The organism is Nonomuraea sediminis (assembly GCF_018531495.1).
Taxonomy (GTDB): Bacteria; Actinomycetota; Actinomycetes; order Streptosporangiales; family Streptosporangiaceae; genus Nonomuraea; species Nonomuraea sediminis.
Window position 1 is genome coordinate 1 of sequence record NZ_JAHDTI010000018.1, and the last position, 22,018, is coordinate 22,018.

Annotated in this window: 23 protein-coding genes, 1 pseudogene and 1 riboswitch; of the genes and pseudogenes, 14 read left to right on the forward strand and 10 right to left on the reverse strand. The window is 70.0% G+C overall.

The features are described from left to right. Positions 1–245 precede the first annotated feature (245 nt). Entirely contained in the window at positions 246–602 is a 357-nt protein-coding gene (locus KIK09_RS49270) for a hypothetical protein (protein WP_214326513.1), read from the reverse strand. A 364-nt stretch (positions 603–966) separates the two neighbouring features. On the opposite strand from KIK09_RS49270, the gene KIK09_RS49275 reads away from it, so the two are divergent. Next, positions 967–2,103, forward strand: coding sequence for a serine hydrolase domain-containing protein (locus KIK09_RS49275; protein WP_214326514.1), 1,137 nt, complete (start codon positions 967–969; stop codon positions 2,101–2,103). Between the two features lie 124 nt (positions 2,104–2,227). Here KIK09_RS49275 and KIK09_RS49280 read toward each other — a convergent pair whose 3' ends face one another. Further along, positions 2,228–3,367 carry an ROK family transcriptional regulator gene (locus tag KIK09_RS49280; protein ID WP_250575069.1) on the reverse strand — a complete coding sequence of 380 codons (1,140 nt, stop codon included), beginning with the start codon at positions 3,365–3,367 and terminating at the stop codon, positions 2,228–2,230. Positions 3,368–3,446: 79 nt separating this feature from the next. On the opposite strand from KIK09_RS49280, the gene KIK09_RS49285 reads away from it, so the two are divergent. Beyond that, positions 3,447–5,495 carry an alpha-galactosidase gene (locus tag KIK09_RS49285; protein ID WP_214326516.1) on the forward strand — a complete coding sequence of 683 codons (2,049 nt, stop codon included), beginning with the start codon at positions 3,447–3,449 and terminating at the stop codon, positions 5,493–5,495. Positions 5,496–5,505: 10 nt separating this feature from the next. Here KIK09_RS49285 and KIK09_RS49290 read toward each other — a convergent pair whose 3' ends face one another. Further along, the gene (locus KIK09_RS49290; RefSeq protein ID WP_214326517.1) at positions 5,506–6,111 is read right to left on the reverse strand and encodes a TetR/AcrR family transcriptional regulator; all 606 of its coding nucleotides are present in this window, start codon (positions 6,109–6,111) and stop codon (positions 5,506–5,508) included. A gap of 99 nt (positions 6,112–6,210) precedes the next feature. Here KIK09_RS49290 and KIK09_RS49295 point away from each other — a divergent pair, with 99 nt between their 5' ends. The 3 genes from KIK09_RS49295 to KIK09_RS49305 are packed head-to-tail and all read left to right on the forward strand — an operon-like array spanning position 6,211 to position 8,153. Then, positions 6,211–7,410 carry a cytochrome P450 gene (locus KIK09_RS49295; RefSeq protein WP_214326518.1) on the forward strand — a complete coding sequence of 400 codons (1,200 nt, stop codon included), beginning with the start codon at positions 6,211–6,213 and terminating at the stop codon, positions 7,408–7,410. Positions 7,411–7,417: 7 nt separating this feature from the next. Then, positions 7,418–7,609, forward strand: a complete 192-nt coding sequence (locus tag KIK09_RS49300) for a ferredoxin (RefSeq protein WP_214326519.1) — start codon at positions 7,418–7,420, stop codon at positions 7,607–7,609. 31 nt (positions 7,610–7,640) lie between these two features. Continuing rightward, positions 7,641–8,153, forward strand: a complete 513-nt coding sequence (locus KIK09_RS49305) for a GNAT family N-acetyltransferase (RefSeq protein WP_214326520.1) — start codon at positions 7,641–7,643, stop codon at positions 8,151–8,153. 92 nt (positions 8,154–8,245) lie between these two features. Here KIK09_RS49305 and KIK09_RS49310 read toward each other — a convergent pair whose 3' ends face one another. Next, positions 8,246–9,052, reverse strand: coding sequence for a L,D-transpeptidase family protein (locus KIK09_RS49310; protein ID WP_308164761.1), 807 nt, complete (start codon positions 9,050–9,052; stop codon positions 8,246–8,248). A gap of 97 nt (positions 9,053–9,149) precedes the next feature. Here KIK09_RS49310 and KIK09_RS49315 point away from each other — a divergent pair, with 97 nt between their 5' ends. Further along, positions 9,150–9,626, forward strand: a complete 477-nt coding sequence (locus KIK09_RS49315; RefSeq protein WP_214326521.1) for a YbaK/EbsC family protein — start codon at positions 9,150–9,152, stop codon at positions 9,624–9,626. Between the two features lie 10 nt (positions 9,627–9,636). Then, on the forward strand, positions 9,637–10,239 hold the full coding sequence (locus tag KIK09_RS49320) for a GNAT family N-acetyltransferase (RefSeq protein ID WP_308164762.1): 603 nt from the start codon (positions 9,637–9,639) through the stop codon (positions 10,237–10,239). Between the two features lie 534 nt (positions 10,240–10,773). On the opposite strand, the gene KIK09_RS49325 is transcribed toward KIK09_RS49320, so the two are convergent. After that, the gene (locus tag KIK09_RS49325) at positions 10,774–11,052 is read right to left on the reverse strand and encodes a hypothetical protein (RefSeq protein ID WP_214326523.1); all 279 of its coding nucleotides are present in this window, start codon (positions 11,050–11,052) and stop codon (positions 10,774–10,776) included. A 121-nt stretch (positions 11,053–11,173) separates the two neighbouring features. On the opposite strand from KIK09_RS49325, the pseudogene KIK09_RS60980 reads away from it, so the two are divergent. Beyond that, positions 11,174–11,338, forward strand: a pseudogene (locus KIK09_RS60980) (IS701 family transposase); the annotation flags it as partial. 68 nt (positions 11,339–11,406) lie between these two features. Beyond that, positions 11,407–11,694 (forward strand): hypothetical protein, encoded by a 288-nt coding sequence (locus KIK09_RS49330; RefSeq protein WP_214326524.1) that lies wholly within the window; start codon positions 11,407–11,409, stop codon positions 11,692–11,694. Positions 11,695–12,112: 418 nt separating this feature from the next. Here the strand turns inward: KIK09_RS49330 and KIK09_RS49335 are convergent, their stop codons facing one another. Both KIK09_RS49335 and metF read right to left on the reverse strand, forming a co-directional pair. Then, positions 12,113–12,895, reverse strand: coding sequence for a phosphotransferase family protein (locus KIK09_RS49335; protein WP_214326525.1), 783 nt, complete (start codon positions 12,893–12,895; stop codon positions 12,113–12,115). A gap of 639 nt (positions 12,896–13,534) precedes the next feature. After that, a complete protein-coding gene (gene metF / locus KIK09_RS49340; RefSeq protein ID WP_214326526.1) occupies positions 13,535–14,458 on the reverse strand; it encodes a methylenetetrahydrofolate reductase [NAD(P)H] in 924 nt (307 codons plus the stop codon). 89 nt (positions 14,459–14,547) lie between these two features. Here metF and KIK09_RS49345 point away from each other — a divergent pair, with 89 nt between their 5' ends. Beyond that, entirely contained in the window at positions 14,548–15,594 is a 1,047-nt protein-coding gene (locus KIK09_RS49345; protein WP_214326681.1) for a polyprenyl synthetase family protein, read from the forward strand. On the opposite strand, the gene thiE is transcribed toward KIK09_RS49345, so the two are convergent. The 3 genes from thiE to KIK09_RS49360 are packed head-to-tail and all read right to left on the reverse strand — an operon-like array spanning position 15,581 to position 17,765. Next, positions 15,581–16,219: a thiamine phosphate synthase gene (gene thiE, locus KIK09_RS49350; RefSeq protein ID WP_308164763.1), complete on the reverse strand. Its 639-nt coding sequence runs from the start codon at positions 16,217–16,219 to the stop codon at positions 15,581–15,583. The two genes, KIK09_RS49345 and thiE, sit on opposite strands and share 14 nt — an antisense overlap. Then, positions 16,197–16,571 (reverse strand): Rv2175c family DNA-binding protein, encoded by a 375-nt coding sequence (locus tag KIK09_RS49355; protein WP_214326528.1) that lies wholly within the window; start codon positions 16,569–16,571, stop codon positions 16,197–16,199. Before KIK09_RS49355 ends, thiE begins: the two co-directional genes overlap by 23 nt. 30 nt (positions 16,572–16,601) lie before the next feature. After that, positions 16,602–17,765 carry an NAD(P)/FAD-dependent oxidoreductase gene (locus tag KIK09_RS49360; protein ID WP_214326529.1) on the reverse strand — a complete coding sequence of 388 codons (1,164 nt, stop codon included), beginning with the start codon at positions 17,763–17,765 and terminating at the stop codon, positions 16,602–16,604. 58 nt (positions 17,766–17,823) lie between these two features. Further along, a riboswitch (TPP riboswitch) is annotated at positions 17,824–17,942 on the forward strand. Between KIK09_RS49360 and thiO the strand changes: the two genes are divergently transcribed. The 4 genes from thiO (at position 17,932) to pknB (ending at position 22,016) form a co-directional block, all read left to right on the forward strand. Further along, positions 17,932–19,029 (forward strand): glycine oxidase ThiO, encoded by a 1,098-nt coding sequence (thiO, locus tag KIK09_RS49365; protein WP_308164764.1) that lies wholly within the window; start codon positions 17,932–17,934, stop codon positions 19,027–19,029. (Overlaps the previous riboswitch by 11 nt.) Beyond that, positions 19,026–19,226 carry a sulfur carrier protein ThiS gene (gene thiS / locus KIK09_RS49370; protein WP_214326531.1) on the forward strand — a complete coding sequence of 67 codons (201 nt, stop codon included), beginning with the start codon at positions 19,026–19,028 and terminating at the stop codon, positions 19,224–19,226. The genes thiO and thiS overlap by 4 nt, the downstream gene beginning before the upstream one ends. Beyond that, positions 19,219–19,974 carry a thiazole synthase gene (locus KIK09_RS49375; RefSeq protein ID WP_214326532.1) on the forward strand — a complete coding sequence of 252 codons (756 nt, stop codon included), beginning with the start codon at positions 19,219–19,221 and terminating at the stop codon, positions 19,972–19,974. Before thiS ends, KIK09_RS49375 begins: the two co-directional genes overlap by 8 nt. Positions 19,975–20,117: 143 nt before the next feature. Further along, positions 20,118–22,016, forward strand: a complete 1,899-nt coding sequence (gene pknB, locus KIK09_RS49380) for a Stk1 family PASTA domain-containing Ser/Thr kinase (RefSeq protein ID WP_214326533.1) — start codon at positions 20,118–20,120, stop codon at positions 22,014–22,016. Positions 22,017–22,018: the final 2 nt, after the last annotated feature.

Genomic DNA, 22,018 nt, shown 5'->3' on the forward strand with positions numbered 1-22,018 from the left:
GGGGGCGGGGGGGGGGGGGGTGGGGGGGGGGTGGGGTGTTAGGCGCCTCTGAGGGCTCTCAGCGGCGGTGGCCATGTGCAGGTCGGGGGTGTTGTGGGGGTGCTGGGGTCGTAGGAGGCGGCGTTCGGCTGGGCTGGGTTGTTGTGTCAGCACATCCAGCAGTGGATCGTCTGGCCCTGGATGGTGGCGGCTCGTGCCATGGCAGCGAGGTCGTGGAAGATGCCGGTTACCTGAGCTGCCGCCTCCTATGGGTTGGATGCCCCGTGGTCGGCTCCGTGGTGGTGCGCCCAGCGCAGGGCTGCGCCTGGGAGCGCGGCCGGTTCTGCGGTGGCGAGTGCTGCCTGCAGTTTCGGTGGGATCGCGATGACCATGTTTCGGGTGTCGTCGACCTGGGCGACGATGGCGAGGGCGTCGAAGGCGCGGGCGTAGTCGGGATGGTTGTCGCCGGTCAGGATGCTCTCCCATTCGACGAGTGCGGACAGGACATCGAAGTTTCCGTACCGCAGCGCGTCGTATTCGCCGATCGCGTCGGGTCCGCCGTGGAGGGCGGCGGCCGCCGTCACGGCGTCGGGCGCGGTGAAGAACTCGATGATGACGCTCATCCGAGCAGGATGGCCGGTGGCTGATCCGGTTGTCGAATGCCGTCGCCGTGCAGGGATATGGACCGCCTGGGCGGCACGCCGTCCCGGGTGTGGGGCTCTGACACTGCGAGTGATGCCTTGGCCGGGTTTGAGTGGTGCGCACCTCTGGGGGTGCTAGAGCGTGTCCTGTGATCATGTGATGACAGTGAGCAGGAGGTCGTCACCGACTGCGCCGGGAAGGTGGACCGCGGCCAGTGCCGGCGTGTTGCGCGATTACGAGGGCGAAGCCGTAGCCGCAGGGTCGTGCTAACACCGAGGAAACACGTCCCGCCCTAGAACTGTGGCTCGACATCTGAGTTTTCGGACTTCCACAGGGGGAGACTTCATGGTTTCGCGTCGAGCGGCAGTGGCACGCATCGCCTCGGTGGCGTGCGCGGCGCTGGCTCTGAGCGTGGCCGCGCCCGCCACCGCCTCGATATCTACCGACCCCGTCAAGGTCGGGGACGTGCAGAAGGCGATGGAAGCCTTGGTGAAGACGGGCCATGTAGTGGGCGCCATCGGCGAGGTATACGTGGACGGCAAGCGGGTCGGGAAGGGATCGGCCGGGTCCCGCCTACTCGACGGCAAGGGCGGCGCGATCCCATCGAACGCCCGCTACCGGATCGGCTCGCAGACCAAGGGCATGACCGCCACCGTGGTGCTGCAACTGGTCAAGGAGGGCAAGCTGAGCCTGGACGACAAGCTCAGCGCGGTCCTGCCGAAGGTGGCGGAAAAGGATCTGGTGGAGCGGGCCGACGAGATCACGGTACGCAACCTGATCCAACTGACCTCGGGCATCCCCGACTACATCGGCGCGGACGTGGATCCCCTGGACCCCACGCGTAACTACCGCCCGGCTGACCTGCTGGCGGCCTCGCGCAAGAAGCCTCGGCCCGTGGAGATCGGGACGTTCAGCTACTCCAACACCAACTACATCCTGCTCGGCATGATCATCGAGAAACTGGCGGGGAGGTCACTGGCGGCCGAACTCAACCGCAGGCTCTTCGCTCCGCTCGGAATGCGCGATACCTACCTGCCCGCAAAGGCGCCCGAGGGCATCAAGGGCCCACACGGGTACGGCTACACCCCGGACGAGACGGGCACACTGCGCGATGTCGACAGGCTCAACGTCACCACCATGCTCGGCGCCGGCGGCGTGGTCTCCACCGCGCGCGACGTCAGCGCCTTCCAGCGCGCCTTCCGCCAGGGCAGGCTCCTGCCGGAGTCACTGCGAAAAGTGATCACCGATCCGGCGCCTGGCATGCCGCCGCTGCCCTCGGGCGGCCCGTGCGCGGGCAACCCCGAGTTCGCCCCGGGAGGCGGGGGCAGCGCCCCCGGCTTCACCGCCGCGACCTACACCTCCTCCGACGGCCGGCTGCAGTTCGCCGTGTCCCTGACACTGGCCATGGACGATGCCGAGCGCAGCACCACGCCGTCGCGCATCACCAACGCCCTCAAATCGGTGTTCTGCCCGGCGACATAGAGCGTGTCCTGGTATCACGATCGAGGCGACATCGGTCAGAGCATGACGTTTCAGAGGTTCCTCATCCACGCTCATGCTCTACACCAAACCGGCGCCAAAGATCACAGGACACTCCCTAGTGCTCCTAGTGGGTGAACAGGGTTTGGATGGCTGTGGCGGCGGCGCCGCGTGCCCACTGTTCGAACGGGCGGGGTCGCAGGACGATGCGGCAGTCGGCCGCCGCGCCGAAGGCCTGGGCGGAGAAGGAGCTTCTGAGCTGCTCCTCGAAGCGGTCGTAGGCGGTCAGCCCGTGCACGTCGCCGGTCACGATGATCCGCTCGGGGCCGAACAGGTTGGCCATGGCGGCCATGGCCAGGCCGATCGCGTCGCCCGCCGCCGCCAGGACCTCGGCGGCACCGCGATGCCCGGCGTGCGCGGCCTCGATAGCGCCGTCGATGGTGAGCTCGGGGTCGCCTGTCGCCGCGCGGGCGGCGGTCACGATGGGCGCGGTGCCCGCGATGGCCTCTGCGCAGCCGCGCCCGCCGCAGTGGCACGGCGGCTCCGACCCGCCGACCGGGATGTGGCCGATCTCGCCCGCCACGCCGCGGGATCCGGCCACCACCTGGTCGGCCACGACGAGCCCGCTGCCGATGCCGACGCCCACCGTGACGAGCGCGAAGGACGAGGCCCCCACGCCCTCGCCGAACCACTGCTCGGCCACTGTCAGCGCCTTGACGTCGTTCTCCACGGTCACGGCCAGGCCGGTGGCCCGGGCGGCGAGCTCGCCGAGCAGGACCTGGCGCCAGCCGAGGAAGGGCGAGTAGCGCACCAGGCCTGCCGAGGTGTCGACGTCGCCGGAGACGGCCAGCCCCAGGCAGTGGCAGCGCTCACGGTAGGCGGGATCGGCGGCGAGCAGGTCGCGCACCAGCGAGGCCAGCGCGGCCACGACGCCGTCGGCTTCGCGGGTGGCCAGAGGGCGGCGGGCGGAGGTCACGACCTGGGCGCGCAGGTCGGTCACCACGCCGATGAGCTCGTCGTCGGTGATCTTCACGCCGGCGAAGTACTCGCGGTCCGGTTTGACCGCCAGCGGGCTCGCGGGCCGCCCCGCGCCCGGCCCTGACCGCTCGGTCGCCTCCAGCTCCTCCAGGTATCCGGCGTCGAGGAAGGGCCTGGCCGCCTTGGTCACGGCGGCCGAGGACAGCCCGGTGCGCTTGGCGATCTCCACCCTCGACACCGGGCCCTGCTTCAGGACCATGCCGAACACCGTGGCCGCCGCGGGAGTCATCAGCACGACCCGGAGCCTAGCATTAATTAACTTTGTCAAGAATTGAATTGGCTCGTTCTTGCACCTAGGCTCCTCTTTCATGCAACCGGTGACCTTCGACGCGGCCAGCCGTACGTGGCTGCTGCGCACGCCTGCCACGAGCTACGTCCTGCGCCTCGACGCCGGCGACGTGCCCGTCCACCTGCACTGGGGCCCGGTGCTGACGCTGGAGCAGGCCGCCGCACTGCCCTCGGGGACACGGCAGAGCAGCAGCTTCGACGGCACCGGGGCGCTCGACGAGCTCGTCACCGAGGCGGGCGCCCGCTTCCACACGCCGTCGCTGCAGATCGTCTTCCCCGGCGGCGTACGCGGCGTGGACTGGCGCTTCAAGGCGCACGAGAGCGACGGCGGCCACCTGGTGCTGCGCTTCGGCGACGCGCACGAGCCGCTGGAGCTCGAGCTGCACTACCGCGTGCACGACGACAGCGACGTGATCGAGCGCTGGACGCGGCTGGTGTGCCGGGTGCCGGTGACGCTGCTGCGCTGCGACTCGGCCGCGTGGAGCGTGCCGATGCGGGACGGTTACCGGCTCAGCCACGTGACCGGCGACTGGAGCGCCGAGCACGGGCTGCACCGTACCGAACTGGCCGCGGGAGAGACCACGCTCACCAGCAGGCGCGGCCTGACCAGCCACGCCGCCAACCCGTGGGTCATGCTCGACGCCGGCGACGCCACCGAGCGGCACGGCGAGGTCTGGAGCGGCGCGCTGGCCTGGAGCGGCAGCTGGCGGATCACGGTGACGCGCGACGCGGCGGGCCGCGCCGGCTGGACGGGCGGGTTCGGCCACGAGGGCCTGTCCTGGCGGCTCGAGCCGGGCGAGGAGTGGGTCACGCCGGTTTTCGCCGGGCTCTACTCGGCTCACGGGCACGGCGGCGCCAGCCGTACCTGGCACGACTACGTGAGCAGGCACGTCCTGCCCGAGCCCGGCGAGCTGCGGCCGGTGGTCTACAACGCCTGGGAGGCGGTCGGGTTCGACGTGGGCGAGGCCAACCAGAAGGAGCTGGCCGCGCTGGCCGCCCAGGTGGGGGCCGAGCTGTTCGTGATGGACGACGCCTGGTTCGGCGGGCGCACCAGCGACAGGGCCGGGCTCGGCGACTGGTGGCCGAACCCGGACCGCTTCCCCGGCGGGCTGGCGCCGCTGATCGACGAGGTGCACCGGCACGGCATGCGCTTCGGGCTGTGGGTGGAGCCGGAGATGGTCAACCCCGACAGCGACCTCTACCGCGCCCACCCCGACTGGGTGCTGCACCAGCCCGGCCGTCCGCGCACCGAGCTGCGTCACCAGCTCGTGCTCGACCTGTCCAGGCCCGAGGTGGCCTACTGGGCGCAGGAGTGGCTGAACCGGCTGGTCAGCGAGCACGAGATCGACTTCCTCAAGTGGGACTGCAACCGAGCCTTCACCGAGGTCGCCGACGACCGGGCCTGGATCGGCCACGTCCGCGCCGTCTACGCCATCCTCGACCGGCTTCGCGCCGACCACCCGCACCTGCGCGTCGAGGCGTGCGCGGGCGGTGGCGGCCGCACCGACCTGGGCATCCTGGCGCGCACCGACCAGGTGTGGACCTCCGACAACACCGACGCCTTCGACCGGATCGCCATCCAGCACGGCTTCAGCCAGCTCTACCCGGCCCGCGTGATGGCCGCCTGGGTCACCGACAGCCCGAACCCGCTCACCCGCCGCCGCACCCCGCTGGCCTTCCGCTTCCACGTCGCGATGGCCGGCGCGCTCGGCATCGGCGGCGACCTGCTGCGGTGGAGCCCCGAGGAGCTCGACCAGGCCGCCGCGCTGGTCGCCGTCCACAAGGACATCCGCCCTGTCGTGCAGCTCGGCGTCCAGCACAGACTGCCGTACGGCATGCAGTACGCGCACGAGGACCGCGTGGTCGTCCTGGCCTGGCGTGGCCCGGTCAGGCACGGGACGCCGGAGCCCCGGCTGCGCCTTGAGGGGCTGGACCCGCTCGGCCGCTACACCGACGAGGACAGCGGCGTGCTCCACCACGGCGCGGTGCTCATGTCCGCCGGGCTCCCGCTCGACCTGCCCGCGGACGACTACGCCAGCGCCCTGGTCCGCCTGCGCCGCGAGGCCTGAGGGCGCCCGCTCAGCCGAGCGAGCCGATTCCCCTGATGGCGATCTCGACCGCGCGGACCATCGCGGCGCCCATCTCCTCCAGCGAGTCGCCCTTGGTGACGCTGACCATCGCGGCGAGCTTGGTGGCGCCGACGAGCGCGCCGATGGCGGCCGCGGCCTCCACCTCGTCCAGCTCGTCGGGGTAGGTCTTGTGCAGCGCCTCGGCCAGCCTCACCTGGCTGTCGAACAGCAGGTGCAGCGCCCTGGCCTGCAGCGCGGGCTCCGACATGACGAGGCGGATCCGCCGCGGCGCCACCGCCAGGTCGAAGTCCTCGTCGTGGGCGGCCCACTCGAAGCTGGACCTGATCAGCCGGATCAGCAGGTCGGCCAGCGATTCGCCCGGCTCGCGGCTCGCGATCAGGTCCAGCGTGCGCTCCAGGCGCGCCGGGGCGTCGAAGAAGAGCACGTCCTCCTTGCCGGCGAAGTAGCTGAAGAACGTGCGCGTGGACACCTCGGCCTCGGCGGCGATCTCGGCGAGCGTGGTGTCCTCGAAGCCCTTCTCGTCGAACAGCCGGAGCGCGGCTTCGATCAGCGCCCGGCGTGTGCGCTGCTTCTTGCGCTCCCGCAGTCCTACCATGCGCGAACTTTACTACACACGTATGTGTTTTTCATCGGTTGAAGTTTTGCATCTGATGCTGTTTTGTGGTGATGAAGGGACCGGAAAAGGAGCGCAGACATGTCCGAACTCACTCTTCCCACCGCGAGGCAACGTCCGTTCGACCCTCCCGACGAGCTCATGAAGCTTCGAGAACAGGCGCCCATCCACCGCATGCGGTTCGGCGACGGCACCATGGGCTGGCTGATCACCGGCTACTCGCTGGCGCGCGCCGTACTCGCCGACTCGCGATTCAGCAACAGGCCCGAGCTGGCGCACCCGCCGATCGCCGCGCGGGCCGAGCTGAGCGCGCAGCTGAGGCAGCAGGAGTTCAAGATGCCGCCCGGCATCTTCCTGCGTACGGACGCGCCCGAGCACACGCGCTACCGCAAGCTGCTGACCGGCCAGTTCACGGTCCGGCGGATGAAGATGCTGGAGCCGCGCATCGCGCAGATCGTCGAGGACCACCTGGACGCCATGGCCGCCGGTGAGCGCCCGGTCGACCTGGTGGAGGCCTTCGCGCTGCCGATCCCGTCGCTGGTGATCTGCGAGCTGCTCGGCGTGCCGTACGAGGACAGGGAGCAGTTCCAGTACGACTCCAAGAAGCTGCTCGCGCTGGAGACCAAGGCCGAGGACGCGATGACCGCGCTTGGGCGGGTGTTCGGCTACCTGCACGGGCTCATCAAGCGCAAGCGTGCCGAGCCCGACGAGCACCTGCTCAGCGGGCTCATCGAATCCGGCGAGCTGAACGACGAGGAGCTCACGGGGGTCGCGTTCATCCTGCTCATCGCGGGGCACGAGACGACCGCCAACATGCTCGGTCTGGGGACCTATGCGCTGCTGAGCAACCCTGACCAGCTGGCCCTGGTGCGCGACGACCCGTCCGCGGTGGACAACGCCGTCGAGGAGCTGCTGCGCTACCTCACGATCATCCACATCGGGCCCGTACGCACCGCGCTGGAGGACGTCGAGCTGGACGGCGTGATCGTCAAGGAGGGCGAGGGCGTGGCGCTGTCGCTGCCGGTGGTCAACAGGGATCCCGCGCGCTTCCCCGATCCCGAACGGCTCGACCTGAGCCGGCAGGCCGGCGGGCACCTGACCTTCGGGCACGGCATCCATCAATGCCTGGGGCAGCAGCTCGCTAGGGTGGAGATGCGGATCGGCTACCCGGCTCTGCTGCGGCGCTTCCCCGGCCTCCGGCTGGCGGTACCGCCCGCGGAGGTTCCGATGCGCACTGACATGTCCATCTACGGCGTTCACCGCCTTCCCGTTACCTGGTAGGTCCACGATGGAGATCAAGGCAGACACTTCGGTTTGTATCGGCGCGGGCATGTGCGCGCTGACGGTGCCCGAGGTGTTCGACCAGAGCGAGGACGAAGGCACGGTCCTCGTCCTGCAGCCCAACCCGCCGCAGGACAAGGAGGCGGCCGTGCGCCGCGCCGTGACCCTGTGCCCGTCGGGGGCCATCTCGGTGGTCTAGCGGGCCGCCTGTCGTCAGTAGGCTGGCGATCGTGAACCATGTGCTGACGACCGGGCGGCTCGTGCTGCGTCCGGCGACCGTCGAGGACCAGGGCTGGCTCCTTGAGCACTGGACGGCGCCGGACGTGCGGCGGTTCCTGTTCGACGGCGAGGTGCTGGCCGAGGCGGAGATCGCCGGTGCCGTCGCCGACAGCACGGCCGACTTCGCCGCGCACGGCTACGGGCTCTGGCTCGTCCTCGAGGCCGGCGGCGACTCCCCGATCGGCACGGCCGGGCTGCGGCCGCTGGAGGAGCTGGGGCTGGAGGTGTTCTACAGCCTGGTGCCCCCGGCCTGGGGCAAGGGGTACGCCACCGAGGCGGCGGGGGCCGTGGTCGGCCACGCGCTGGGCGTGCTCGGGCTGCCGGAGGTCCTGGCCGAGGTCGACGAGGGCAACAAGGCGTCCGTCGCCGTGGTCTCCCGGCTCGGCATGGAGCCTTTCGAGGTGGTCAAGGGCGAGCTCGGCCCGATGACCCGTTACCGCACCACGGGGTTCCGCGCGCCGTAACGGCGGCCGGCCCCGTGTCACCTGAGGAGCGTCTCCCTGGACAGGGGCCGGCCGAAGTGCGGCGGGTGGCGGTGGGGCGGCCTGCCGTACCGCTAAATCCTGTGATAGGCGCCGCGGACGTGCACGGGGACGCCCTTGCCGAGCATGGCGGGCAGGGCCTGGGCGACGTTCATCGGCATGCGGACACAGCCGTGCGAGGCCGGGTACAGCGGCACCGACAGGGCGCCGTGCAGCGCGATGCCGCCGTTGAAGAAGATCGGGTTGTAGAGCTGGCCGAGGTAGGACTTGTGCCAGCCGGTGGCCCGCCAGGTGGTCTTGTAGTCGCCGGTGGGCGTGCGGGCCGAGCCGCAGAAGCGCTGGCTCTTGCCCTGCCACGTGGCCTGCTGGCAGTAGGGGACGCCGCTGCCCGAGGAGATGTGGGTGATCAGCTTCACCTGGCCGTCGACGTAGTACACCATCACCTGCTTGGTGAGGTTGACCTCGACCCGGGTGGGGGCGCCGTCCTTGATGAGGACCTTCGGCGCCTTCGGGTGCTCCAGGGCGGTCCAGGTGCGCTTGCCCACGATGCTGCTCGGGTGGATGCCGTTGACCTTCTGGAAGGCCCAGACGGCGGTCAGCGTCGAACCGCCGTAGCGGCCGTCGGCGCGGCCGGGGCGGTAGCCGAGCTGTGCGAGCCGCTTCTGCAGCCACGTGACGGCCTTGCCCTTCGAGCCGAGCTTGAGCCTGCTCGTCGGCGCCTGGACCTCGGGGCTCGGGGTCACACGCGCGCCGGCCGCCGTCAGCGCGACCGGCTTGGTCGCGGCCTGCGGTCGCTCAGCCTGAGCGGAGCCACAACCCGTGAACGCGACGACGCCAGCCGTCGCCAGTGCAGCCAGTCCGAGCAGCCGTCGTGCCGACACCCGTACCACCCCTCATATGATTAACAATCGAGTCAAAGGACCCTACACCACCAGCAGGGCCAGGTAATCCAGCGGTCAACTTGTTTAGAGTGTCGACATGTCCGAGAAGTTGCCCGCCAATGCCATCGTTGTTGAATCCGCCCTGCGCGAGCTCGGGGCCACCGGGGAGATCGTGGTTCTCCCCGAGAAGGCGCCCACCGCGGCGACCGCCGCCGCCCAGCTCGGTTGCGAGGTCGGCGCCATCGCCAACAGCCTGATCTTCGACGCCGACGGCGCACCGCTGCTGGTCCTGACCAGCGGCGCGCACCGCGTCGACGTCGAACTGATCGCCCGCACCGCGGGAGTTCAGCAGGTACGGCGGGCCACCCCCGAGTTCGTCAGGCAGGCCACCGGCCAGCCGATCGGCGGCGTGGCGCCCGTCGGCCATCCGGCCCCGGTGCGCACGCTGGTGGACAACTGGCTGAGCAAGCACGAGGTGGTGTGGGCCGCGGGCGGTCATCCGCACACGGTCTTCCCCACCACGTTCGACGAACTCATCCGCATGACCAATGGCACGGCGGTGGACGTCGAGTAAGGTGCGACGCGTGATCGAATTTCGCGGGGCGGGACCGGCCGAGTTCGTGGAGAAACTGGACACGGTCCTGGATATCTACACGGCCGCCATGCGCCCGCCCGCGGACCAGATCAACGGCCGCAAGGCCATCATGCGCAATCACGCCACATACCCCCATTTCCAATGCTATTTCGCCGAATTAAGAGATATGTCGGCTTTTGGGGCGCTTTCTGGGAGTGTTTCGCTGGACGATGCGCCCGGGGCGCCCCGCATCGTGGGCTTCGCCTACGGTTTCCACGGCGTGCACGGCCAGTGGTGGCATGACGTCGTCTTCCGCGCCCTGGACGCGCAGAGCGGCAGGAACGTGGCCGAGGCCTGGCTCGGCGACGCCTTCGAGCTCGCCGAGATCCACGTCCACCCGGACTACCAGGGCAAGGGCATCGGCCGAGCCATGATCAGGACCCTGTGCGCCGGGCGCAGGGAACGCTCAGGCGTCCTGTCCACCCACGACCAGCCCACCGCGGCTCGCCACCTCTACCGCAGCTTGGGCTTCCAGGACCTGCTGGCGCAGTTCATCTTCCCGGGAGGATACGAGCACTACGCCATTGTCGGCCGCCCTCTCCCCCTTGACTGACGTTTACCCAGGCATCACACAGGGCACCTCTAACAATACGTAGAGTAAGCCCTCCTTTACCCTCCGCCACCCGCCCGATCCCCCTGCGGGCGGGTGGCCACCATTCACCGGTCATCAGAATGTGTTCTGAATCAGGGCCGAACGACAGCACCGCCTGCGAGGAGAGCCGGCGACGCATCGTCACAACGGCCGCAATCTCGAGCAGTGGGAATTCGAGATCACCAGTGGTGGGCGCGTCCGGTATGTCATCGACGCACCGTCTGGATCGTTCACGCGTCGCCTCGGCATCCCAAGGACACCGACGCCTAGACGGCGTCCGCGGGATCGGAGTAGCCGTGCATGTGGGTGACCTGGGAGTTCTCGAAGGTGCAGACGTCGGCGACCATGGCCTCGTGAGGCGTGCCGTCGGCGAGGGCGCCCTCCACCCGACGTCGGGATGCGGCGGGGCGATGGCCTGGCAGGAGGCCAGGTCCGCCTGGTCCGGGTTCGGGTCGGCTCCATGTCCAAGAGAGCTTGTCGGGGCCGGTCCGGGACTCAGGACTGCGGGTCCTCGACCATGCCGCAGGCGAAGGGAAACGACTCCAGGTACTCCCGCCTTCCACGGTCTGGCTCGGCCTCGGCAAGGTCTTTGAGCACCTGCAGGAACCGGACGCGCTGGTCCGCCGGCAGTCGCAGCAGCACCCAGCTCACGCTCTCCATCATCTTCACCGCGGAGTCGGGATCCACCACGTCGTCCTCGCAGGTGTCGAGGAACCAGGCCATGTCGACGACAAGCCCGGCAAGCACCGGCACCAGCGGATCCATGTCAGTCATCCGGGCAACCTATCCGACGCCAGAACATCGCCTCGACCGGCGCGGACTCCCCGCTCGCCATCCCAGAAAGAACACCTCACATGACCGACAGCCCCACCGCCCTTGTTGCGACAGGGCACACGACGACCGCATCCCACTGACGCTTCCCGAAGTCCGCCGGCTGCTGGCCGCCCTCGTCCTGGCCACAACGCACACGATCACGGGCATCCTGCGGTGGTCAGACTGGCGCCGCCGCCATCAGGCAACAGCCCGACACTGCCACTACCAGCGCAGATCCCAACCATGATCGCGGGTGTGATCGGCGGGGTAGCCTGATCCGTCTCGGCAGGGCAGGTTCGGAGGGGGCGTGTATCCATGGTGCGAAAGCTGTCAGTGTTACTCGGGTTGTTCGGCTTCGGGCTGGCTGGACTGACGCTGGGAGTCTTCGTGAGCCGGGGCTATGGCAGCATCCGCGGAACAAACGTCGACCCTCGTCTGGTGGGCGGATACGTTCTCGGTGTAGCTCTCACCGCGGGAGCCCTCATCGTCCGGATCAGGCCTGGTGTGGCGAAGTCGATCGTCCTACTGGGCGGTATCGGAACATTTGCCGTGCTCCTCGCTCTTGGTGGCTTCTTCGTCTCTCTCGCCGTTTATTTCGAGTGACGCCAATCTCTCACTGGGCGCGCGTACGGCTTCGGGCGCTGGCACTAAAGATCGCGAAGTGTCACTGGAGTACTCGGGGAGGCGATCGAACGGGCCTGTCGAGCACTAGATCCGGCGTTTCGGCGAGTGAACCTTGAGGTCCTTGGAAACACCGACGCCTTCCCCCACGCGCATGTCTGGCCGCGTTACGAGTGGGAGCCTGCGCACCTGGTCAGTCACCCGGTATGGCTGTATCCGCGCGAACGCTGGAGTGACAAGCAGTTCGCTCTCAGTCCGCAGCACGATTCCGTGCGCCATGAGATCGGCCGTGAACTTGACCTGTGTCCGGCGGAGGGATATCGAGCTGGGTGTGAGCTGCATCAGGCTCTGTACGGTTCCCTCTACGTGCGCCCGCACACGAAGATCGGGCTGGCCTGGTCTACAGCAGCGTCAGCATTCGCCTCGTCTGAGCGGCTTTGGTCTCTCCGCTGGACCGTAGCAGCCAGTACAGCGCGAGAAGGCGGCGGCACTCGGTGAACCTGGCGGCTTCGTCAGCGGTCAGCTCCAGCTTCTCCAGCACCGCGGTCATGCCGGAGGTGTCGTTGCGCCACACCGATATGTGCTCGATGACCTCGGCGAGCTCGAATGCGCGGTCACTACGGCCGGAGTACTCAAAATCGATGACCCGGATGTTGGTTCCGTCCCACAGGTAGTTGGCCAGGTTCCCGTCACCGGTGCCGAACACTGGAGTGCCCGGTTGCGCCATCAACTCGTCCAACCAGGGCTGCTCCGCCCAACTCCCGGCCTCGCGAAGCGCGTCGGTGACCTCGGGATCCCCGTCGGAAGGCAGCGCCGGCGCGCACCACGATCGAACTTGCTCGAGGAGCTCAACCGGATGGCCGGCGCGAGCAGGCACCCGTTCCAGGACATGCCGAGGGATCGCCTGCTGAACCCTGTCGACGGCCTCGGCCAAGGCATCAGCCAGTTGTCCCTTGATCGGCCCATGCACGGCACCGCCGCCCAGTCGGGACATCACCACAGTCGGCGGATCAGCGTCCAGATCGGCGGTCACCGGCGCGGGCGCAAGCCCGGGCGTGTGCTCATGGAGCAGCTCCAATGCTCGCCATTCCCGTTCAGGCTGCCCATGGGTCAACGATCGGTATCGCTTGATCACCACATCGGACCGCACTTCGATCGTGTGCTTGCCCTCCTGGCCGCCCATGCGCTCTCCGATCTTCGTCGAAGGTCATGACCCTACCGGGGCATCGGCAGGCTTTCGATCACCGCGGGCGCTGCCAGTTCTCACCAGCATTTCAGCCCTTAGTGATCACCACGTGCTGCCCAGACTCACCAACATCCGCTGCTGTCCCCTGCAAAGTCACGACGGCCAGGTCCCCGCAGCCTGCCTCGCCCCCACGAGCAGGCATGATCACCAGCTCATGCCGAAGACCTCCGTCCACAACGTGCAACACCAGTTCAGCAGCGGGATTGGGAACTCCTGCCCTCCCTTGACACGTGGGTTCGGAGGGTGGGGGCGTCCTGTCCGCCGGGCCTGGCCCCGGCTCGATCCTTGCTCCCGGCGGGGCGGTCTCGCCTCAGGGGTGGGCGTCGGGCGGGTAGGGGGCCAGACGGGTTCGGGGTGGGGCCCAAGAAGCACTGTCCTCGCGTCAGCGAGGGCCTTTGCGCGCCGCAGGCGCGAAACCCTGAATCAGCACAGCCCGAGCCGGAGGCGAGGTCGGCGCGGGTGCAGGGGCGCGCCCCTGCCAGGGGGTCGTGGGGGCTGGGCCCCCCCACGGAGAACAGCCCGTAGCTGATTCGCGCGAAGCGCTGCCAACAGCGAGGGCCATGCCTTTGGAGGGGCCTAGGCGGTGAGGGCCGGGGCTGGGTGGAGGCGTTGGAAGACCTCGCGGGAGGCGCTTGAGCGGTTGAAGGTGATGAAGTGGATGCCGGGCGCGCCCTCGTCGAGGAGGCGCTGGCAGAGTTCGGCGCCGTGGTCGATGCCGAGTTGGCGGACCGCGGCGGGGTCGTCGGCGACGGCTTCGAAGCGGGCCGCGACGTCCGCAGGGAAGGGAGCGCCGGAGAGCTGCTCCGAGCGGGCGATGGTGCTGATCTGGGTGACCGGCATGATGCACGGGATGATCGGCGTGTCGCAGCCCTCCGCCGCGACGCGGTCGCGCAGGCGCAGGTAGTCCTCAGCGCGGAAGAACATCTGCGTGATCGCGTAGTCCGCCCCCGCCCGACATTTCTGGACGAAGTAGGAAGTGTCGGACTCGATGGAGGGTGAGCGCGGGTGCTTGTAGGGGAAGGCCGCCACCCCCACACAGAAGTCGCCCGCCTGGCGGATCAGGCGGACGAGCTCCTCGGCGTAGAGCACGCCGTCGGGATGCTTCACCCACTCCGCCGCCGGGTCGCCGGGCGGGTCGCCGCGCACCGCCAGGATGTTGCGCACCCCGGCGTCGGCGAAGCGCCCGACCAGGTGGCGCAGCTCGCGGATGGAATGGTTGACCGCGGTGAAGTGCGCCACAGGCGTGAGCGTGGTCTCGTGGGCCACCCGCTCGACGATGTCGACCGTGCGGTCGCGGGTGGTGCCGCCCGCGCCGTACGTCACGGACACGAACGTCGGCCGCAGCGACTCCAACTCGCGGATCGCCCGCCACAACTGCCGCTCGCCCTCGTCGGTCTTCGGGGGGAAGAACTCGAAGGAGAAGGACCGCTGGCCGGAGGCCAGCAGCTCTCGAACGGTGGGAACACGGTCCGGCAGGGTGGAAGGTCGACCAAGCGCCATGGTCACAAGGTTACCGCCCCGAGGCCCGCCTCAAGGGCAGGGAGATCGAAGCGTCTCCGCTCGGCCACTAGTCTCAAAGCATGACGAGCATGGACGCCCTGCGCACGCAGGTGGATCGTTCCCTCAGGGAGTTCGTGGAGCGGCAGGTGCCCGCCCTCGGCGATCCTGACCTCGAACCGCTGCTCAGCGCCGCGAACGAGCTGCTGTCAGGCGGTAAGCGGCTGCGCCCCGCCTTCTGTTACTGGGGCTGGCGCGGCGCGGGCGGCGCGGACATGCCGGAGATCTTCACCGCTGCCGCGTCGCTCGAGCTGCTGCAGGCCAGCGCGCTCGTGCACGACGACGTCATGGACAAGAGCGACCTGCGCCGCGGCATGCCGTCGGCGCACCGCCGTTTCCAGACGCTGCACGAGAAGGGCGGCTGGTACGGCTCGGCCGAGCAGTTCGGCGAGGGCGCGGCGATCCTGCTCGGCAACCTGCTGCTCATCTGGTCGGGCGAGATGTGGCGCACCAGCGGCCTGCCGTACGAGGCGCTGCAGGCGGCGCAGCCGGTGCACGACCACATGCGCACCGAGCTGATGTGCGGCCAGTACCTGGACCTGCTCGAGCAGGCGCACGGCGAGAACACCTTCGAGTCGGCGCTGCGCGTGGCGCTGTTCAAGAGCGGCAAGTACTCGGTCGAGCAGCCGCTCAGGCTGGGCCTGGTGCTCGCGGCCGGCGCCGCCGAGCAGTGGATCGACGACCTCTGCGTCGCCTACGGCCGGCGGGTCGGGATCGCCTTCCAGCTCAGGGACGACATCCTGGGCGTGTTCGGAGATCCCGCCCAAACCGGCAAGCCCGCGGGCGACGACCTGCGCGAGGGCAAGCGCACCATGCTGATCGCCCGCACGCTGGCGGCCGCCTCCGACGACGACGCCCGGATCGTGCGCCGCCTGCTCGGCGATCCGCACCTGGACGAGCAGGGCGTGGCCACGCTGCGCGGCATCATCGACGACACCGGCGCCCTGCAGGAGTGCGAGGACCTGATCGGCGACTATCTGGGCGAGGCGCTGGCCTCGCTCGACGACGCGCCGATCACGCCGGAGTCCAGGTCGGCCCTGGCCGACCTGGCGGTGGCCGCGACGGCTAGGAAGACCTGAGCCGCTTGGCGAACTCGGCCGCGGCCGCGCCCGGGTCCTCCGCCTCGGTGATGGCCCGCACCACCACGACCCGGCTGACCCCGTAGGACATGACCTCGTCGAGGTTGTCCAGGTCGATGCCGCCGATGCCGAACCACGGCCGGTCGGTGTCCAGCGAGGCCGCGTGCCTGAGCAGCGACGGGCCGGGCGCGTGGCGGCCGGGCTTGGTGGGCGTGGGCCAGATCGGGCCGCAGCAGAAGTAGTCGACGCCCTCCTCCACCGCGGCGGCGGACGCCTCCGCGATGGAGTGGGTGGACCTTCCGATGACCACGCTGTCGCCGAGTATCTCTCGCGCGACGGTCACGGGAAGGTCGTCCTGCCCCAGATGGAGCACGTCTGGACGGGCCGCGTAGGCGATGTCGGCTCTGTCGTTGACCGCCAGCAGCTTGCCGTGCCGGTCGCAGGCGTCACGGAAGACCTCGAGCAGCGCGAGCTCCTCGCGCGCCTCGAGACCCTTCTCCCGCAGCTGGACGATGTCCACGCCCGAGGACAGCACGGCGTCCAGGAACGCGGGCAGGTCACCGCGTTCCCGGCGGCCGTCGGTGCAGAGGTAGAGCCGAGCGTCAGAAACCAAGGGCCTGGGCACGCCGCTTGACCTCGGTATGACGACCCGCCCTGATCGCTTCGACAGGCGACCCCGGCAGTGATTCATCAGGAGTGAAGAGCCAGCGCAGCGCTTCGGCGTCGTCGTAGCCGGCGTCCAGCAGCACGGTCAACGTGCCCGGCAGGCCCTTCATCACATCCTTTCCGTCGAGGAAGATGGCGGGCACCTGGGGCCCGCCGCCGCCCCGCCGTACGCCGAGCAGCTTGTGGTCCTTGAGGAGTTGCTTGGCCCGCCCCAGTGAGAGGTCGAGGCGCTTGGCCACTTCGGGGAGCGTCAGCCAGTCGTGGACGAGCTGGTCCGTCTCCCGGTCGATCTGTGCAACAGAAAGCGTCACGAAATCACAACTACCACACGTCGTCCTTGCCTAAACAACACAATCCCGTAGAGCTACCTCGGGATCTACCAGGCGTTCCACATCCATCCGGGCGCCCGAGTCGATGATTCTACGACCCTGGACGAGGTCTCGCGGACGGTCGACGGCCAGGACCGCGACGAGGGTGTCGTCCTCGCCGAGCCAGACGGCCGACCACTTGCCCTGGGGTTCGCCCCGGTACAGCAGGCGGGCCGCGGCGGGGTGGTGTCCCGCGTACTGGACCATGTGGCCGAACTGCTCGGACCAGAAGTAAGGAACCGGGTCGTAGACCGCGTCCTCGCCGAGCAGGGTGGCGGCGGCGACCTCGGGGGCGTTGAGCGCCACGTCCCAGTGCTCGACGCGCAGCCTGGTCTGAAAGCGGCGCGACCACCAGTTGGCGCAGTCGCCGACGGCGACGACGCCGGGCATGGAGGTGCGCAGGTGCTCGTCGACGACGACGCCGTTGTGCAGGTCGATGTCGGCGTCGGACAGCCATTCCACGGTGGGGCGGACGCCGATGCCGGTGACGACCACGTGCGCCTCGACGAACTCGTCGCCGACCAGGCGGACCCCGCCCTCCTCGACGGCGCCGACCATCGTGTCGAGCCGCAGGTCGATGCCCTCGTACCAGGGCTGGGTGCGGGCGCCGATCTCGGTGCCGACGGCCTGGGCGAGCGGGGTGGGGCCCGCCTCGATGACGGTGACGTGGCATCCGGCGCGGCGCGCGGCGGTGGCCACCTCGGCGCCGATCCAGCCGGCCCCGATGATCGCCACCCTGGCGCCCGCCACGAGGCGCGCCCGCAGCTCCAGGGCGTCGTCGAGACTCCGCAGGACGTGCTGGGGTCCGTCGCCGCGCAGCGTGATCGGCTCGGCTCCGGTGGCGATCACCAGGCCGTCGTAGTCGAGGTCGCCCTCGGTGGTCTCGACCGTGCCCGCTCTGAGCGCCTTCGCCGAGACGCCGGGCCTGAAGTCGACGTTCATCGCGTCCAGGTCGGAGTCGACGAAGCTGGAGTCGGCGTCGCCGAACAGGACCGCCTTGGACAGCGGTGGCCGATCGTAGGGACGGTGCCGTTCCTCACCCAGCAGGGTGAGCGCACCGTCGTACCCCCGTGCGCGCAGCGCCTCGACGCTCCGCATGCCTGCCAGCCCGGCTCCCACCACCACGACGCGATTCACGGTGTTGACCTTAGCCGGGCCGGTGCGAGGTGTCTGCGGGGAGGCCGTAGGCTGGGGTCGTAAGACGCGCGGGAGTCCGGCCGTGACCGGGCTGAGAGGAAGGCTGCCGATCGGGCCTTCGACCGCAAGACACCTGATCCGGATCATGCCGGCGAAGGGAGCGGATGTGCATGTGATCGTGGGTGGCGGGATCGTCGGTCTGACGATCGCCTGGCGCCTGAGCCGCCGGGGAAAGCCCGTCACCGTCGTGGATCCCGCACCGGCCTCGGGCGCCTCGCACGCCGCGGCGGGCATGCTGGCGCCCGTCAGCGAGGTCACCTACACCGAGGAGCCGCTGCTGCGGCTCGGGACGGCCTCGCTGCGCCGCTGGCGGGAATTCGCGGCCGAGCTGGCCGAGGAGAGCGGCGCGGACCTGGACTACCGGGCCGAGGGCACTCTCGACGTGGCCTTCGGCTCCGACGACCTGGCGGCGCTGGACGAACTGGCCGCCTTCATGGACAAGCTCGGCCTGCCCGTCGAGCGGCTGACCGGCCGCGAGTGCCGCCGCCTTGAGCCGATGCTGGCGCCCTCGGTCCGCGGCGGGCTGCTCGCGCCGGGCGACGCCTGGGTCGACCCGCGCCGCGTCACCGGGGCGCTGCTGGCGGCGCTGGAGCGCCGCCAGGTGCCGCTGATCCGGGCGCGCGCCACCGAGCTCCTCCGCGACGCGGGATCCGTCCACGGCGTACGGCTGGCCCCGGCGGGACCCGAGCCGCGGGAGCCGTACGAGCTGGCGGCCGAGCACGTGGTCCTGGCGGCGGGAGCGTGGAGCGGCGAACTGTTCGACCTGCCGGTGCGGCCGGTCAAGGGGCAGATCATGCGGCTGCGCTCGCGCGAGCCGCTGCTGGCCAGGACGGTCCGCGGCAGCGTGCACGGCTCGCCGGTCTACCTGGTGCCGCGCGGCGACGGTGAGCTGGTCGTGGGCGCCACGCAGGAGGAGCTGGGCTTCGACCGGCGGGTGACCGCGGGCGGGCTGTACGAGCTGCTCAGGGACGCCCGCGAGCTGGTGCCCGGCATCACCGAGCTTGAGCTGGGCGAGGTGGTGGCGGGGCTGCGGCCGGGCACGCCGGACAACCTGCCGATCATCGGCCCGAGCGGCGTCGGGGGGCTCGAGCTGGCCACCGGGCACCACAGGGGCGGGGTGCTGCTCGCCCCGCTGACCGCGGCCATCCTGCAGGGCGAGGAGAGCGAGCTGGCGGCCCTGTGCGCGCCAGGGAGGTTCGCATGAAGGTGACGATCAACGGGGCCGCCCACGAGGTGGCCGAGGGGACCACGGTCGCGCAGGCCGTGCGGAATCTGACGCCGGCCACCACGGGCGTGGCCGTCGCGGTGAACGACGAGGTGGTCACGCGCAGCTCGTGGGAGACCACGGCGCTGGCCGACCAGGACAGGATCGAGGTTTTGACGGCGGTGCAAGGTGGATGACCTGATCATCGGCGGGGAGAAGTTCTCCTCCCGGCTCATCATGGGCACCGGCGGCGCCCCGTCGCTCGAGGTGCTCGACCAGGCGCTGGCCGCCTCCGGCACGGAGCTGACGACGGTGGCGATGCGGCGGCTCGACCCCGCCGCCCGCGGCTCGGTGCTCGACGTGCTGCGCGAGCGCGGCATCAAGGTGCTGCCGAACACGGCCGGCTGCTTCACCGCCGGCGACGCGGTGCTCACGGCCAGGCTGGCCAGGGAGGCGCTGGGCACCGACTGGGTCAAGCTCGAGGTCATCGCCGACGAGCGGACGCTGCTGCCCGACCCGATCGAGACGTTCGACGCGGCCGAGCGGCTGGTGGCCGACGGGTTCGTGGTGCTGCCGTACATCGGTGACGACCCGGCGCTGGCGCGGCGGCTGGAGCAGGCCGGATGCGCGGCGGTGATGCCGCTGGGCGCGCCGATCGGCTCCGGGCTCGGCATCCGCAACCCGCACAACATCGAGCTGATCGTGGAGGCCGCGGGCGTCCCGGTGATCCTGGACGCGGGCATCGGCACGGCCAGCGACGCCGCCCTGGCGATGGAGCTCGGCTGCGACGCGGTGCTGCTGGCCACGGCCGTCACCCGGGCGCAGCGGCCCGACCTGATGGCCTCGGCGATGAAGCTGGCGGTCCTGGCGGGCAGGCAGGCCTACCAGGCGGGCAGGATCCCGCGCCGCCGCTACGCGGAGGCGTCCTCCCCGATGACCCCTTAGGCGGCCCAGGACGGAGTCGTGACGGCGAGCAGGCGTCACCGAGGGCGGCGCGTCGTAACATATCGACCAATCCCCGCTGCCAGGGGTAACGGATAAGTACACGAGCACCCGCCGGGTAGCAAAAGGGCCGTAAACTCGGGCCCGTGGACACGACGACTGCGGACCCCCTCGTCGGGCGGCTTCTCGATGGGCGCTATCGCATCGAGTCCAGGATCGCCAGGGGCGGCATGGCGACGGTCTACCTCGCGCTCGACGTCCGGCTCGACCGCACCGTCGCGCTGAAGGTGATGCACCGCTCGCTCGCCGAGGACCCGTCGTTCGTGCGGCGCTTCATCGGCGAGGCCAAGTCGGTGGCGAGCCTGTCGCACCCGAACGTGGTGCACGTCTTCGACCAGGGCACCGACACCGACGTCGTCTACCTGTCGATGGAGTACGTGCCGGGCAAGACCCTGCGCGACGTGCTGCGCGAGCGGGGCAGGCTGCCCGCCCGCGAGGCGCTCGAGGTGATGATCCCGGTGCTGGCCGCGCTCGGCGCCGCCCACCAGGCCGGCATGGTGCACCGCGACGTCAAGCCGGAGAACGTGCTGCTGACCGACGACGGCCGGGTCAAGGTGGTGGACTTCGGGCTGGCCAGGGCGATCGAGGCGACCAACCAGACGCGCACGGGCGTGATGATCGGCACGATCGCCTACATGGCGCCCGAGCAGGTCACGACGGGCGCCGCCGACGTGCGCAGCGACGTCTACGCCGCGGGCATCATGCTGTTCGAGCTGGTGACGGGCCAGCAGCCCTACGACGGCGAGACGCCGATGTCGGTGGCCTACCGGCACGTCCACGACACCGTACCGCCGCCGTCGTCGCTGGTGCCCGGCGTGCCGCCGCTGATCGACACGCTGGTGGCGCACGCGACGGCCCGCGAGCCGCGCGACCGTCCTGCCGACGCCACGGCGATGCTGGTGCAGGCGGTGGACGCGCACCGCATGCTGCCGCGCGTGACGGGCGCGCACTCCCAGCCGAACCAGGCGCCGCGCTACTCCGCGCCCAACCCGACCCAGGTCCTCCAGCGCACCGAGGTGCACACCGCGCCGCCCGGGCCACCCATGCCGCCGGCGACGGGGCGCAAGCCGTTCAAGCCGAACTGGTTCCTGATGGTGCTCGCCGCGGTGATGGTGGTGGCGATCGCGCTGACGGGCTGGTTCTTCGCCCAGCCCAAGTACGTGCCGGTGCCCGACCTGGTCGGCAAGAACGTGGCGCTGGCCGAGACGAGCGCCGCCCAGCTCGGCTTCCGGGTGAAGGTGGCCGCCGGCCAGTACAACGACAAGATCGGTGAGGGTCAGGTGCTCAGCACCGACCCGGTCGCCAAGACCGATGTGGAGAGCGGCGCGGTCATCACGCTGGTGCCGTCGCTCGGTCCCAAGCTGGTGCTGGTGCCCAAGACCGAGGGCATGGGCGAGGCCGACGCCCGCACCGCGATCGCGAAGGCGGGGCTGGAGGTCGGGCAGATCCGCCGGACGCAGAACCTGCAGGTGGCGCGGAACACGGTGGTCAACTCCCAGCCCGACGCCGGGGAGAAGGTCAAGGCGGGCACGAAGGTCGACATCACGATCAGCGCCGGGCTGGTGATGCCCGACGTGAACGGGATGCCCAAGGACGAGGCCGCCAACTTCCTCGGGCAGCAGGGCTTCCAGGTGCAGGTCAACGAGGTCGACGACGACGCCGAGCCGTGCACGGTCATCGCGCAGCTGCCCAAGGCCAAGGCCGAGGTGGACAAGGGCGCGCAGGCCACGATCACGGTGTCGCGCTGCCAGGACTTCTGGCAGTGGTTCCAGCACGGCGAGAACGACGAGGCCACCGACCAGTCCGACAACAGGCTCGTGCCGACCGTGGTGGGCAAGAACGTCAACGACGCCAGGGCCGAGCTGGGGCAGCAGGGCTTCCATGTGAAGGTGCGCAAGCTGCAGCACGGCGGGGTGGTGCTGTTCCAGCGGCCGCTGCCCAACAGCGAGCGGCCCGCGGGCTCGACGGTCTACCTCTGGGAGTAGGG